This window comes from Hydrogenophaga taeniospiralis, assembly GCF_020510445.1.
Taxonomy (GTDB): Bacteria; Pseudomonadota; Gammaproteobacteria; order Burkholderiales; family Burkholderiaceae_C; genus Hydrogenophaga.
Genome location: NZ_JAHBAG010000001.1, coordinates 1,297,629 through 1,311,918 on the forward strand (window position 1 = coordinate 1,297,629; position 14,290 = coordinate 1,311,918).

At 65.4% G+C, this 14,290-nt stretch carries 10 protein-coding genes and 1 pseudogene; 4 read left to right on the top strand and 7 right to left on the bottom strand.

What is annotated here, in order from left to right:
* Positions 1-21: 21 nt before the first annotated feature.
* The 7 genes and pseudogenes from KIH07_RS06400 to KIH07_RS06430 form a co-directional block, all read right to left on the bottom strand.
* The gene (locus tag KIH07_RS06400; RefSeq protein ID WP_226491171.1) at positions 22-819 is read right to left on the bottom strand and encodes a MipA/OmpV family protein; all 798 of its coding nucleotides are present in this window, start codon (positions 817-819) and stop codon (positions 22-24) included.
* Between the two features lie 54 nt (positions 820-873).
* Positions 874-3,957, bottom strand: coding sequence for an efflux RND transporter permease subunit (locus tag KIH07_RS06405; RefSeq protein WP_226491172.1), 3,084 nt, complete (start codon positions 3,955-3,957; stop codon positions 874-876).
* Positions 3,954-5,066 carry an efflux RND transporter periplasmic adaptor subunit gene (locus KIH07_RS06410; protein WP_226491173.1) on the bottom strand — a complete coding sequence of 371 codons (1,113 nt, stop codon included), beginning with the start codon at positions 5,064-5,066 and terminating at the stop codon, positions 3,954-3,956. Before KIH07_RS06410 ends, KIH07_RS06405 begins: the two co-directional genes overlap by 4 nt.
* 77 nt (positions 5,067-5,143) lie before the next feature.
* Positions 5,144-6,568 (bottom strand): efflux transporter outer membrane subunit, encoded by a 1,425-nt coding sequence (locus KIH07_RS06415; protein WP_226491174.1) that lies wholly within the window; start codon positions 6,566-6,568, stop codon positions 5,144-5,146.
* Between the two features lie 305 nt (positions 6,569-6,873).
* Positions 6,874-7,034 (bottom strand): annotated as a pseudogene (locus KIH07_RS06420) (IS5/IS1182 family transposase); the annotation flags it as partial.
* Positions 7,035-7,098: 64 nt separating this feature from the next.
* Positions 7,099-8,058, bottom strand: coding sequence for a sugar kinase (locus KIH07_RS06425; RefSeq protein WP_319004780.1), 960 nt, complete (start codon positions 8,056-8,058; stop codon positions 7,099-7,101).
* Entirely contained in the window at positions 8,055-9,584 is a 1,530-nt protein-coding gene (locus tag KIH07_RS06430) for a UxaA family hydrolase (RefSeq protein ID WP_226491175.1), read from the bottom strand. The genes KIH07_RS06425 and KIH07_RS06430 overlap by 4 nt, the downstream gene beginning before the upstream one ends.
* A 148-nt stretch (positions 9,585-9,732) precedes the next feature.
* On the opposite strand from KIH07_RS06430, the gene KIH07_RS06435 reads away from it, so the two are divergent.
* The 4 genes from KIH07_RS06435 to KIH07_RS06450 all read left to right on the top strand — a co-directional run bounded on the left by KIH07_RS06435 (position 9,733) and on the right by KIH07_RS06450 (position 14,267).
* Complete coding sequence (locus tag KIH07_RS06435; protein WP_226491176.1) at positions 9,733-10,443, top strand: FadR/GntR family transcriptional regulator; 711 nt, start codon at positions 9,733-9,735, stop codon at positions 10,441-10,443.
* 236 nt (positions 10,444-10,679) lie between these two features.
* Positions 10,680-12,236: a sugar ABC transporter ATP-binding protein gene (locus KIH07_RS06440; protein ID WP_226491177.1), complete on the top strand. Its 1,557-nt coding sequence runs from the start codon at positions 10,680-10,682 to the stop codon at positions 12,234-12,236.
* A 33-nt stretch (positions 12,237-12,269) separates the two neighbouring features.
* Positions 12,270-13,253: an ABC transporter permease gene (locus KIH07_RS06445; RefSeq protein ID WP_226491178.1), complete on the top strand. Its 984-nt coding sequence runs from the start codon at positions 12,270-12,272 to the stop codon at positions 13,251-13,253.
* 69 nt (positions 13,254-13,322) lie between these two features.
* The gene (locus tag KIH07_RS06450) at positions 13,323-14,267 is read left to right on the top strand and encodes an ABC transporter substrate-binding protein (protein WP_226491179.1); all 945 of its coding nucleotides are present in this window, start codon (positions 13,323-13,325) and stop codon (positions 14,265-14,267) included.
* Positions 14,268-14,290 lie beyond the last annotated feature (23 nt).

Sequence of the window (14,290 nt, forward strand, 5' to 3'; positions counted from 1 at the left end):
GGCGATGGGTTTGAGGGAGCGTCAGAAGCGGTAGGCGTAGCCGAGCGCGAGCGTGGTCCCGGTGGTCTTGTCCACCAGCGGGCTATCCTCGACGGAGCTACCGAAGCGCGTGGCACCGACGTCCACGAACACCGAGTGATGGCGTGACGGCGAGTAGTCCATGCGCAGGCCGACCTGCACGTTCGTGGTGGCCTTGCCTTCATAGAAGGCCCGACCAGCCTGGGCCTCGGATTGCCGCACGCCGTAGTAGTAGTCGACGTACTTGTCGTCGACCCATTCGGCGGCGAGGCGCGGCGTGAAGCCGAACTTGCCGGCAGCGAAGCGCCGGTCGATCTGCAGCTTGGCACGGGTGCCCTTGCTGTTGCCCATGGCGTCGGACAGCACTTCACCGCTGAGGTTTGCGAAACCCGTCTTCCAGGTCACCGCGCTGCCGGCCCAGAGGCTGGACTTGCGCTCATCCATGCCGCTGAGGACGGGAGAGTCCTTGGCCTCGTAGCCATCACCCGACCAGCGGGTGCGCAGTCGGAATGAGAGCGCTTCGGTCGAGTACAGCTTGACGTCGAACGTCGGGAGGGTGGCGCTGATCCACTTGCTCTCGTATGAGACCAATGGAAGGGGAAGCACCTCACGATCGAAGTCGCGGTAGGGCTTGTCGAGTACGACGGCACCGAAGCCCAGGGCCCACTGGCCGCTGCTGTCCTTGGCCTGACTGTCCTGCGCGAAGGCCGACGGCACCCACGCGGCGCAGAGCGCAGCAGCGAAGATGAGGGTCAGCTTGGACGATGCCAGCGGGAGACGGGAGAGTTTTTGTTGAGACATGGTTTGGTCCTTTCTGAGACGCATGGGGGGGAAGAATTTCATTGCTCTTTGCAGCTAGGCCGCAGGCGTGGAGCGGGCTGGGCTTCGTCCCGCCTCAGGGGAAGCCTTGAAGCGCCGCGCGAGCCAGGCCTCGAAGTCGTGGATGTAGCTGAACACCGCCGGCACGATCACCAGGCTCAGCAGGGTTGAGGTGATCAGGCCGCCGATCACGGCAATCGCCATGGGCTGGCGGAAACTGGCGTCCGCGCCCAGCCCCAGCGCGATCGGCAGCATGCCGGCGATCATGGCAACGGTGGTCATCACGATCGGGCGGGCGCGCTTGCGGCAGGCGTCCAGCAGCGCATCGATCACCGTCAGGCCGCGTTCCTGGCGCGCCAACACCGCGTACTCGACCAGCAGGATCGAGTTCTTGGTGACGATGCCCATCAGCATGACCAGGCCGATCATCGAAGGCACATCCAGCTGGCTGCCCATCAGCAGCAACGCGATGAAGGCGCCGCCCAGGGACAGCGGGATCGCTGACAGGATGGTGATCGGCTGGAAGAAGTCCTTGAACAGCAGGACCAGCACGCAGAACATGCACAGGATCCCGGTCACGATGGCGAGCGTCAGTCCGGACGACAGCTCTGCCGCTACCTCGGCATCACCCGACTGCATCAGCGAGACGCCTGGCGCCATGTTCTGCACAGAGGGCAAGCCATGGGCGATGGCCAACGCCTCGCCCAGCGAGCGGTTGCCCAAGTCAGCAGTCACGGTGACGTAGCGTTGGCGGTCGTAGCGGTCGATCTGTGCTGGCCCGCTCTCCACGGCGAAGGTGGCCACGCTGGACAAGGGCACCAGGCCGTCGCGCGAGGCCACGCGCAGGCTGGCGAGTGCTGCCATGTCCTGGCGCACGGCGTCGGGGACACGCACGCGGATGCTGATCTGGCGGCTGTCCAGGTTGAGCTTGGACAGTTGGGAGTCGAAGTCGCCGCTGGTGGCGGTACGCATCAGCTCGCCGATGGTGGCGCTGCTCACCCCGTGCTCGGCCGCCCGGTTCAGGTCGGGTCGCACGACGATCTCGGGTCGCTCCAGGCTGGCGGTGCTGCGCACGCCGGACAGGCCACCCGCACGAAGCTCCCGGGTAAAGGCATCCACGGTGGTCTTGAGCGCGCCGGCGTTGTCGCTGGCCAGGATCATTTGCAGCTGTTCGCCTGAACCGCTGCCACCGACGGTGAAGCGCGCGCCGGGCACCTTCTCCAGCACACGGCGCACAGCCTGCTCGATCGCGGACTGGACGTCGCGCTCCTTGCGGTCGGACAACACCAAGGTGATCTCGCCCTTGCGGACCTCGGCCACCTGCACGGTGCCGCCGCTTTCAGCAGCGCCGACCGTGGTGAAGACGCTTTGAATGCCCGGCAGTTCGCGCACCGCCGCACGCACGCGCTCTGCGGCGGACAAGGTGTCGTTGAGAGCGCTGCCCGGCGCCAATTCCAGCGTGATGGTGGTGAAGCCCCTATCAGAGGGCGGCACCAGCCCGGTGGGCAGGAACGGCAGCAGCGCCATGGAGCCAATGAAGAAGGCGGCGGCCGCTGCCATGGTCTTGCCGCGGTGGTGCAGGCACCAGCTTGCCAGCTGCAGATAGCGACGCATCAGCGGGCCATCCAGCTCGCTGGCGGCGTGCGTACCGGGCTTGAGCAGCTTGGCCGCCATGATGGGCGTGATCAGTCGCGCCACCATCAGCGAGGCAAGCACGGCGATGACCGCCGTCCAGCCGAACTGCTTGAAGAACAGGCCTGCCACGCCGCCCATGAGGGTGGTCGGCACGAACACCACCACCAGGGTGGTCGTGGTGGCGATCACCGCCAGTGCGATCTCGTTGACCGCGTCGGACGTGGCCTGCATGGTCGACTTGCCCATGCGCCGGTGGCGCTCGATGTTCTCGATCTCGACGATCGCATCGTCCACCAGAATGCCGACGATCACCGCCAGCGCGAGCAGCGTCAGGGTGTTGAGCGAATAGCCCAGCCACCACATGGCGGCGAAGGCCGGCAGGATCGACAGCGGCAGCGCCGAGGCGGCCACCAGCGTGGCGCGCCAGTCTCGCAGGAACAGCCAGACCACCAGCACGGCGAGGATCGCGCCCTCGTAGAGCATGGCCATCGAGCCGTCGAACTGTTCGAGCGTGTAGGCCACGCTGCCCGAGATCGGCGTGACCTGCAGGGATGTGTGCTCAGCCTGGAGCTGCTGGAGTGCCTGGGTGACCCCCGCGGCGATGCGGGTCTCGTCAAAGCCCTTGGTGCGCTGGATGGTGAAACCGATGACGGGCTTGCCATCCAGCAGCGCTGCTTGGCTGCGCTCGGCGGCGGTGTCGTGCACGGTGGCGACTTGATCCAAGCGCACCTTGCCACCGGTGGCGAGGATGACTGGCATGGCGCGCAACTCATGGGCCTGCTGCACGGTGGCCACGATGCGCAGCGATTGCTCTTCGCCGCCCAGTTGGCCGCGTCCGCCCGAGGAGTCCTGCTGGGTACGGCGCAACGCGCGGGATATATCCGCGGCAGTAACCCCCAGCGCATTCATCTGCACCGGATCGACGTCCACGCGGATCTCACGCTGTACGCCGCCCAGGCGCTGCACCCGGCCCACGCCAGGCACGTTGACCAGTGCCTTGCTCAGCGTGTCGTCCACGAACCAGGACAGGGCGACCTCGTCCATGGTCTGCGAACTGATCGAGTAGGTCAGGATCGGACTGCCACTGACCGTCTGGGCGCTGACTGCGGGCTGCAGCAACTCGGTCGGCAGGTCCGAGCGCACGCGGTCGACCGCGTCCTTGGTCTCGATCAGCGCATCGGACAACGACTTTTCCAGCGCGAACTCGGCCTGGATCTGCACCTGGCCATCGGTGATCGTGGTGCGGGTGTGGCGCAGGCCGGAGATGCGGGCCAGCGAGTCCTCAACCTTGCGTGCGACCTCGGTTTCAAGCTGGGCCGGCGCAGCGCCGGGTTGGGCCAGCGTCACGTTGACCGAGGGCAGGTCCATGTCCGGCAGGGCCTGTATCGGCAACTGCCGGAAGCCATACAGGCCTGCCAGCGTTAGCAGCACGAACAGCAGAATGGCCGGAGTCGGGTTGCGCAGTGACCAGGTCGCGAAGTTCATCGCTGGCCCTCCATCGAAACGGAGACAGGTGCGCCAACCGGAACGAACTCGATCCGCACGGTGTCGCCGTCGGCCAGCAGTCCGGCGCCCTGGGCCACGATGCGCTCACCCGCGGCGAGTGTGTCCAGGATCTCGACCTCGGTGCCTTGGCGACGGCCGATGCTTACCGCCTGGGCCTGCACCTTGGATTCTTCCCCCGCGCTTTCCAGGCGGAAGACGATGCTGCGTCCGTTGCGTATCACGACGCTCGATGCCGGTACCACCTGGGCGGGGCTGGGAGCGAGCGCGATGCGACCATCCACGTACATGCCGCCGCGCGCCAGGCTGCCTGGTTCGATGTCCGCATAGATCAGGCCCAGCCGCGAGCGCGAGTCCAGCAGCGGTGCGATCTGGCGCACACGGGCCTTCGCATGCAGGCCTTCGGGCAGTTGCAGCGTCACGGCCTGGCCGATGGCAATGTTGGCGATTTGGGTCGCGGTGAATTCGCCGCGCCATTCGAGCCGACCCTGACGGACCAGCCGGAACAGTTCCTGGCCGTTGTTGGCGACCGCGCCCAGCGTGGCGATGCTGGCGCTGATCACGCCATCGTCGGGTGCAACCACATCGGCTTGGCGCAGTTGCAGGCGTTTGGCCTCCAACTGGGCCTGCGCGGCGGCAACCTGGGCCTTGGCGGTGACGGCCTCGGTGACGTAGCGCTGAACTTCCTGCTCGCTGATGCCCCCGCTGCCTTTGAGCTGCAGGGCACGAATGCGGTTGGCATCGGCCTGCGCCGTCACGCCCTGCGCCTGGATGAGCGCGGCCACCAATTGCGCCTCTTCGGCGCGCAGCGTGGCCGTGTCGAACCGGGCCAGAAGCTGGCCGCGGCGCACCACGTCGCCTACCGCAACGTCGAGCCGGACAATGCTGAGCCCGGAGGTCTGTGCGCCGATGATGGCCTCTTGCCAGGGTGCGATCACGCCGCTGGCATCCAGCGTCCTGGCCCATTGCGCTTCGCGCGGCACGGCGGCCGTCACCGACAGCGAAGCCAGGCTGTGCACCGGGGCGGGCGTGGCGCCACGCGACATGACCCCCCAGGCGGTGGCAGCGAGCGCCAGCGCACCGACACCCACCAGGGCGACCAGTCCGATCCGCCGGCGCCGACCTGCAGGGGCTGCAAGGGAGATTTGAGGGGATGGCGTAGGTGTCGTCATGACAGCAAGCCTCCCTGGGTGGCTGCCGTGGCATGGCCTGAGGCGCGTACCAGCGCGACCCATGCCCGGTTGCTGTCGTGCGCAGCGGCGATGGCGCTGTCCTGGGACTCGGCGAGTTGGCGGCGCGCATCCTCCACCTCGAACAGGCTGACGGCGCCGACGTTCCAGCGTGCCTGCGTCGCGTCCAGCACGCGCTGTGCGGCCGCGACGGCGTCCAGCGTGCTGCGGCGGCGCTGGATGGCCGATTCGATGGCGGCCATGGCGTTCTCCACATCCTGCGCGGCCGAGCGGACCGCCAGGCGCAGATCGGCCTCGGCGGCGCGGTAGCGGGCCTGGGCCGCCGAGACGCTGGCCGCGCCCCGACCGCCGTCCAACAGAGGTGCGCCGAGCGTCGGCCCGAGGGACCAGACGGTCTCGCTGAGGGATAGACCGGCTGCCCGCAACCACTGACCGCTCAGCGCAGCACCCAGATCGAGCCTAGGCAGGCGCTCTGCGCGTGCGACCGCGACGTCCGACCAAGCTGCTGCCGCTTCGCGTTCGGCCACGACCACCGCCGGGTGGGCCATGAGCAGGGTGGCCGGCAACGCCAGTTGCACCGGCGGTGGGGCCGGGATGGTGGTCACCAGGTCGGCCACACTGCCCGCCCGGGTATCCATGGCGACCACGGCCTGCACGACACGGCGAGGCTGACCGCTAACCGCCACCAGTGCGTTGATGTTGCGTGCGCAGGCTTCCACGCGCGTGGCCAGCATCGTGCGAGCGGCTGCCAGGCCGCTTTGTGCTCGGGCTTCCTCGATGGGGGCGACGAAGCCGGTGTCCAGCCGCCTGCGGGTCAACGCCAAAGTCTTCTTACGCGAGTCGATCTCGTCGCGCAGCACGGCCGTGGACAGCTCGCAGGCCCGCGAAGCCAGCACCAGGTCGCTGATCTGCGAGGTCAGGGCCAGCCGGGCGGCCTTGGCATCCGCATCGCGCGCCTGGACCCGTAGCATGCCGGCATCCACCGAGTTTCGGACCCGACCGAAGAGGTCGATCTCCCAGGAAAGCCCCAGTCCGATGCTGCTCTGCGTGCTCAGGGTAGTGCCGCTGCTCGGGCTGTCGGTGTTCAGGCTGCGGGCTCGCGTGGTGTTGCCGTTGACGTCCAGCGAGGGCAGGCGCTGCGCCGAAGTCACCCCAAGCAAGGCTCGGGCCTCGTCGACCCGCGCGATGGCCTTGGCGATGCTGGGACTGTCGGCCAGAGCAGCATCCACCAGAGCATCGATCACGGGATCGTTGAGTTCGCGCCACCAGTCTTCGTCGGCTGGCGTGGCCAGTGCCGTTTCGGCGGCCGGCATCGTCCAGGCTTCGGGGGCGTCCAGGCGTGCCGGCTGGTACGGCTCCTGGGTGGCGCAGCCCGTCAGCGCGGCCAGCAGCAGAACGGTCATGCCGCGCGATCCGGCGCGTCGCAACAAGCTGGCACCCGGCAGGGCCACGTGGCCATGGCGATATCGCGACGCAGGAACGCCCAGATCCTGGCGGTATGAGCGAGGTGCAGCCCCTGGCTGCCGACGCAAGCTGCGCTGCGGACAAATCAAGGGTGGCGGTGTGCCTGGGCTTGGCGTGCGATCCAACATGGAACCTTCCGATCTCGTGACGCGTCGAAACGACGCATTTGTGAGAGCGGATACTGCCCAAGCCGATTTAGGGGATTTTTAGAGTTATTAGGAATTCTTTAAAAAAGGGACCCTAGGATGGTCGCGTCGGAGAAGATGTGCTGGCGCCCGCGTTGGTCGCTGGCTGGGGCGTACCACTGCATGTCTGCGTCAAGCGACCCTCGGGCCTTGAGCGCGGCGTTGTAGCAGCCCAATTGGTTGTCTTGTAGCGCGTCTTGGCGCCCTTGGGCTCAGTCATGTCCCGAGGCTACCGGCCCAGAGAGCCGACTTTGTGCAACAAAGCCGTCATGAATTGTGAAATATCAACAATAGCGCCTCGGCACCTGCAATGCGGCAGCCAGCTGCTCCGGGTTCGGCAATCCCTCGCTGTCACCTACAAACTGGACCACGCGCGCGCCAATAGCGTTGCCGCGCAGGGCGGCATCGGCCAGGCTCTGGCCATCCAGCAACGCGCTGAGCACGCCCACAGCAAAGCCGTCACCGGCGCCTACGGTGTCCACCACACGCGACACCTGAAAGCCGGGCACCGTGGTGCGCCCAGCGGCGTCGGCCACATACGCGCCTTGCGGGCCGAGTTTGATGACGACCTGCTGGGCGCCCCGGTCCAGATACCAAGATGCGATGTCATGTGGCGTCGTCTGCCCGGTGAGCAGCTGTCCTTCCGACAAACCCGGCATCACCAGGTCTGCCTGAGCCGCCCAATCATTGAGCCCTGCGACCATGGCGGTTTGCGATGGCCACAGACGCGGACGCAAGTTGGGGTCAAACGACACGAACACACCCGCCGCCCGCGCCTGCTGCACCAGGGTCAGTACCAGCGCGCGCACGCTGTCCGATAGGGCCACGCTGATGCCGGTGATGTGCAACCAGCGCACCCCCTGCAGTCCCTCAGCGGGGAGATCCTCCGGCCCCAAGTGGCTGGCAGCCGAGCCCCTGCGGAAGTAAGCAATCTGCGGGTCGTGTCCATCGGGCTCGCAGGACTTGAGCATGAAGCCCGTGGGGTGCTGTGCATCCGCCTGCACATGGCGGCGGTCTATGCCTTCGCGGTCCAACGTGGCCAGCAGGTAGTCACCAAACGGGTCTTGCCCCACGCGGCTGATATAGCCCACGCGCCAGCCCAGACGGGACAAGCCCGTGGCCACATTGAGTTCGGCACCCGCACTGGTGCGGCTGAAGTGCTCCACCGCAGCCAACGGCCCGGGCGTTTGCGCCACCAGCAAGGCCATGGCCTCGCCCACTGTCACAACATGGGGCGCGCTCACATTACGGCCCCGAGCTGCCAGGGCACAAACTCGTTGTCCCCCAGGCCATTGTTTTCGCTGCACGTAGGCTGGCCCGAGGCGGTGGCCAGCATGAGTTCAAACAGCTGTTGTCCAGCCTGCGCAATGGTTTGTGTGCCCTCCACCACGGTGCCGGCGTCAAAGTCCATGTCCAACCGCATGCGCTCAAACAGTGCGGTGTGCGTGGCCAGCTTGAGCGAGGGCGTGGGCTTGCAGCCGTAGGTAGAGCCGCGCCCGGTGGTGAAGCAGATGAGGTTGGCACCGCCCGCCACCTGGCCCGTGGCCGACACCGGGTCGTAGCCCGGCGTGTCCATGAACACCAGACCCTGCGCCCGCACGGGCTGGGCGTATTCGTACACGGCCATCAAGCCTGTGCTACCGGCCTTGGCCACGGCGCCCAGCGACTTTTCCAGGATGGTGGTGATGCCACCGGCCTTGTTGCCGGGGGAGGGGTTGTTGTTCATGTCGGCGCCATGGGTCTGGGTGTAGGCCTCCCACCACTGCAGCCGCGCCATCAGTTGATCGGCCACGGCCTGCGAGGCTGCGCGCGCGGTCAGCAAGTGTTCAGCACCGTAGATTTCGGGGGTCTCCGAGAGGATGGCCGTGCCACCCTGGCGCACCAGCAGGTCCACCGCCGCTCCCAGCACGGGGTTGGCACTGATGCCCGAATAGCCGTCCGAGCCGCCGCACTGCAGGCCGACGGTCAGGTGCCGGGCACTGACCGGCACGCGCGTGGCGCGGTTGGCAATGGGCAGCATCTGCTCCAGCGCGGCAACGCCGGCCGCTATGGCTTCGCGTGTGCCCCCCGCATCTTGGATCTTTAGCGTGGCAAACAGCCCCGGTGCACGCTCGGGCAGCCCTTGCACCAGCCCCGCCACCTGGTTCACCTCACAGCCCAGGCCCATGACCAGCACGCCGGCAAAGTTGGGCTGGTCCGCATAACCGCGCAGTGTGCGGCGCAGCACGTCCATGCTTTCGCCACTGCTGGCCATGCCGCAGCCCTGGCCGTGGGTGATGGCGACCACGCCGTCCACGTTCGGAAAAGCACGCAGCACCTCGGGCGTGAAATGCTGGGCAATGCGCTGGCACACCGTGGCCGAGCAGTTGACGCTGGACACCACGCCCAGGTAGTTGCGGGTGGCCACGCGCCCATTGGCTCGCACGATGCCCAGGAAGGTTGCGGGCTGGCTGCTGGGCACCACGGGCTGGTAGGCGCTGCCCGCGCCGTGCTCGGCCTGCGAGACCACCATGGCCACGTTGTGCACATGCACATGTTCGCCCACGGCAATGTCGCGCGTGGCCACACCAATGGTCTGGCCGTATTTCAGCACTGGCTCGTCTGCGGCGATCGGCTGCAACGCCAGCTTGTGACCCGCCGCGATGGCATCACGTGCCACGACCGTCCCGTCTCCCACGGCAATGGGCTGGCCGGGCGTCAGCGGGCTGCGGGCCACGCCCACGTTGTCAAGGTCACTGAGCTGTATCAGCAGGGGAATGGAGGGGGGCATGGATGGATGTTCAAAGGCGCAACGGTGGCCTTAAATGGCGTAAATTGGTAAGGCCAGTGTAGCAAAGGCCAAATTGGCCTGACCATTTTCTTGAAAATCTCGTGGCAAATCCCACCGTCGCGTAAACTGCACCCCACACGGAGGCCCCATGCTGGACCAGCTCAAACAGGTCGACAACCGTCGGCTGTACCAACAAATTGCCGACCAGATACGCGCCTTCATTGACAAGGGCAACTACACCCCCGGTGCGCGCCTGCCGCCCGAGCGGGATCTGGCCCAGCAGTTGGGCGTCTCGCGCCCCTCGGTGCGCGAAGCCCTGATTGCACTGGAGATTGAGGGCAGCGTGGAAGTGCGCATGGGCGCTGGCGTGTATGTGTGCAGCGTGGCCCAGCGCAAACCCCAGGCCCTGGACACCATGGGCGAAAGCCCGATCGAACTCATGCAGGCTCGCGCCGCGATCGAAGGCACCGTCATCCTGCAGGCCTGCGCCAAAGCCACTCCCGAAGCGCTTGCGGCACTGCGCCAGATTCTGGACAACATGCTGGCAGCCATGGCACAAAACCGCTCGCCTCTGGTGTTTGACCGGCAGTTTCACCAAACCATTGCCGCCATGACCGGCAACGCCGTGCTGGAGCGCCTGGTGTGCGAGCTGTTTGACGAGCGTCACAGCCCCATCGCCGCGCGGCTCAGCGCCCACTCCGAATCGGGCCAGACCTGGGCCACCGCTTTGCAGGAGCACGAAGCCATCCTGCGCGCCCTGGAAAACCGCGATGTGCTGGCCGCACAAACCGCGCTGCGCATGCACCTGCAAGCCTCGGAACAGCGCTGGGTAGAAAACAACCGGCGCGAGTGGTCCTGAGCTAACCCCCCCCCACTCCACGCCACTTTGCAAAATTGGTCAGGCCTGCGCCTTTGCGCAGGCCTTTTTTACGACCGTTTGCCTCTCTTTTTACCCAAAACTACGGGTAAATACCAGTACGCATGCCCATCTTGGTAAGGCCAAATATGCCAAACAGTGTCAGGTGGCCTTACCAATTTGCAACAACGCAAATACCCCTGCCTCGCCGTCCTTAGACCGCCCCACAGGAGTCTGCATTGCTGCCATCCGTGTCCGACCCCATCCGTTCCGACGCACCCAGCCCCGCTGCTGCCGTGCTGCTGCGCCTAGAGGGCATAACCAAACGCTTCCCAGGCGTGCTGGCATTGGACGGGGTGAGCTTTGAGGTTCGGCGTGGCGAGGTGCACGCGGTGTGTGGCGAAAACGGTGCGGGCAAGTCGACCCTGATGAAGGTCATCAGCGGCCAGTACCAGCCCGATGCAGGGGCACTGCACTACCGAGGCGAGGTCTGCCAGTTCCAGTCCACTGCCGAGTCCGAGGCTGTGGGCATTGCCATCATTCACCAGGAGCTGAACCTGGTGCCCCACCTGACGGTGGCGGAAAACATTTTCCTGGCGCGTGAACCGCGCAAGGGCTGGCTCATTGACCGCACCGCACTGCACCATCAGGCGCAGCACTGCCTGGACCGGTTGGGGCTGGACATTGCGCCCGATGCGCTGGTCAAAACCCTGTCGGTGGCGCAACAGCAGATGGTGGAGATTGCCAAGGCGCTGTCACTCAACGCCCAGGTTCTCATCATGGACGAACCCACCTCCTCCCTCACGGAGTCGGAGACCGAGAAGCTGTTCGCCATCATCCACGAGCTCAAACGTGCGGGCGTGGGCATTGTCTACATCTCCCACCGGCTGGACGAACTGGCTCTCATCGTGGACCGCGTCACGGTCTTGCGTGACGGACGCTACGTATCCACCGAACACCTGGCCGACACCAGCGTGGAACAGATCGTGGCCAAGATGGTGGGTCGATCGCTGGACGATGTATTCCCCAAAAGGACATCCGTGCCCACCGCAGAGGTGCTCTTGCGCGTGCAGGGCCTAACCCGCCAAGGCGTGTTCCACGACGTGAACTTTGAGCTGCGCCGTGGCGAGATTCTGGGCTTTGCAGGGCTCATGGGCGCGGGTCGCACCGAAGTGGCGCGCGCAATTTTTGGTGCTGACCCCATCGACGCGGGCCAGGTGTTCCTGGGCGAAAAACTGCTGGCGATCCGCTCGCCACGCGATGCTGTGCGCCATGGGCTGGCCTACCTGTCGGAGGACCGCAAGCACGACGGACTGGCATTGAAGATGACGGTGGCACAGAACATCACGCTGGCCCACATGGAAGCCGTATCCAACCGTGCTGGCATGATCCAGTTTGCCAAAGAGCAGGATGCCGCACGTCACTACATCGGCGCACTCGACATCCGCACGCCCAGCAGCAGCCAGATCGTGCGCCTGCTTTCGGGCGGCAACCAGCAGAAGCTGGTCATCAGCAAATGGCTGTTCCGCGAATCGCGCGTTCTGTTCTTCGACGAACCTACGCGCGGCATTGACGTGGGCGCCAAGTACGCCATCTACCAGCTGCTGGACCAGCTCGCAGGCCAGGGCATTGGCGTCGTGATGATCAGCTCCGAGCTGCCCGAAATCATGGGCATGACCGACCGCGTCGCTGTCTTCCATGAAGGCCGGCTGATCACCATCCGCCCCACCCGCGAAACCAGTCAGGAGGAAGTCATGCACTACGCCTCCGGCCGCAGCGTGCCCTCTGCCAGCTGAGCCCACCAAGCCCACTTTTCCCCGGACCACACCATGACCGAACAACAAAAAGACCTGTTTCAAAAATTTGCTGCGCTGGCCAGCCTGCTGGGGCTTGTTGCCATCTTCTCGTTCACCAGCAACGCCTTCTTCAGCGTGGGCAATGGCATGACCGTGGCGCTCCAGGTCACCTCCATTGCCTACCTCGGCATCGCAGCGACCTGCGTGATCATCACAGGCGGCATTGACCTCTCGGTAGGCGCCATCCTGGCACTGGCCGGCGTGGTGGCCGCCATGCTGGTGAAGGCCGGCGCACCTGTGCCCCTGGGCATGCTGGCCGGCCTCTTGGTCGGTGGCCTGTGCGGACTCATCAACGGCCTGTGCGTCACCGTGCTCAAGCTGCCCCCTTTCATTGCCACCTTGGGCATGATGCTGGTGGCGCGCGGTGTGGCCTTGCAGATCACCGATGCACGCGCCATTGGCGGCCTGGGCGACAGCTTTGCAGAACTCGGCAACGGCGCCTTGTTCCGCATCGTCAATATCGGTGCAGACGGTTTTCCCGATGTGGTGTTTGTCGGCATTCCCTACCCCGTGGTGCTCATGGTGGTGCTGGCGTTGGCCGCCTCCATCCTGCTCAACCGCGCCACGCTGGGGCGCCATCTCTACGCCATCGGCTCCAACCTGGAAGCCGCCCGGCTCTCGGGCGTGAACGTCAATGGCGTGACGCTGTTTGCCTATGTGCTGTCCGGCCTGCTGGCCGGCCTCACCGGCTGCGTGCTGATGTCACGTCTGGTCACCGCCCAGCCCAGCGAAGGCCTGATGTACGAGCTCGACGCCATTGCCGCCGCAGTGATAGGCGGCACCTCGCTCACGGGCGGCGTGGGCACGGTGTCGGGCACGGTCATTGGCGCATTCGTGATCGGCATCCTGCGCAACGGTTTGAACATGAGCGGCGTATCCGCGTTCACCCAACAAATTCTGATTGGCGTCGTCATCCTGCTGGCCGTATGGATAGACCAGATGCGCCATCGCAAGTGATCCCTACCGGCAGGGCTTACCGGGACTTCGAGAGACAACCTCCACCACCACTCACACATGAGGAAAGAAATGAAAAAATTTGTCCACACCCTGATCGCATCCGCCCTGGTGGCTGCGTCGTCGATGGCCCTGGCCGCCGACAAGGAAATTGCCGTCATTGTGAAGACCGCCAACTCCGACTTCTGGCAAAACGTGAAAAAAGGCTCCACCACGGCCGTGGGCGGGCTCAAAGGCTACACCGCCACCTTCCAGGGCGCGGCCTCTGACACCGACCTGGCCGGGCAAGTCTCCCTGGTGGAGAACGCCGTGAACCGCAAGGTGGCAGGCATCGTGCTGGCCCCTTCTGACCCCGATGCGCTGATCCCCGCCATCAAAAAAGCGTGGGAAGCCAAGATCCCTGTTGTGTTGATTGACTCCGCAGCGTCGGATGCCGGCAAGGCCTACTACCAGTCCTTCCTGGCCACCGACAACAAGGCGGCCGGTGAAATGTCCGCCAAGACGCTGATCGACAAGATTGGCACCACCGGCAAGATTGCCATCATGTCCTACACCGCCGGTTCGGGCTCCGAAATCGGCCGTGTGGGTGGCTTCACCGACTACATCAAGAAGCACTCCAAACTGCAGATCGTGGGCCCCTTCTATTCCAACTCGCAGATGGGCACGGCGCTGAACCAGACCACGGACGTGCTGGCCGCTAACCCCGACCTCAAGGGCATCTTTGGCGCCAACGAACCCACCGCCATTGGCATGGGCCGTGCACTGGCCCAAGCAGGCAAGGCCGGCAAAGTCGTGGCCATTGGCTTTGACGGTAACTCCGACCTGCAAGGCTTTGTGAAGGACGGCACCATCGAAGCCATCGCTGTGCAAAGCGCGTTCGAAATGGGCAACCTGGGTGTGAAGACCGTGGTGGAGTTGGTTGAAGGCAAGAAAGTACCCGCCTTCCGCGACACCGGTGTGCTGATGGTCACCAAAAAGAACATCGACACCCCTGCGGCCAAGAACGTTCTCTACTAATCCACCCAACCCAAGGACACCTC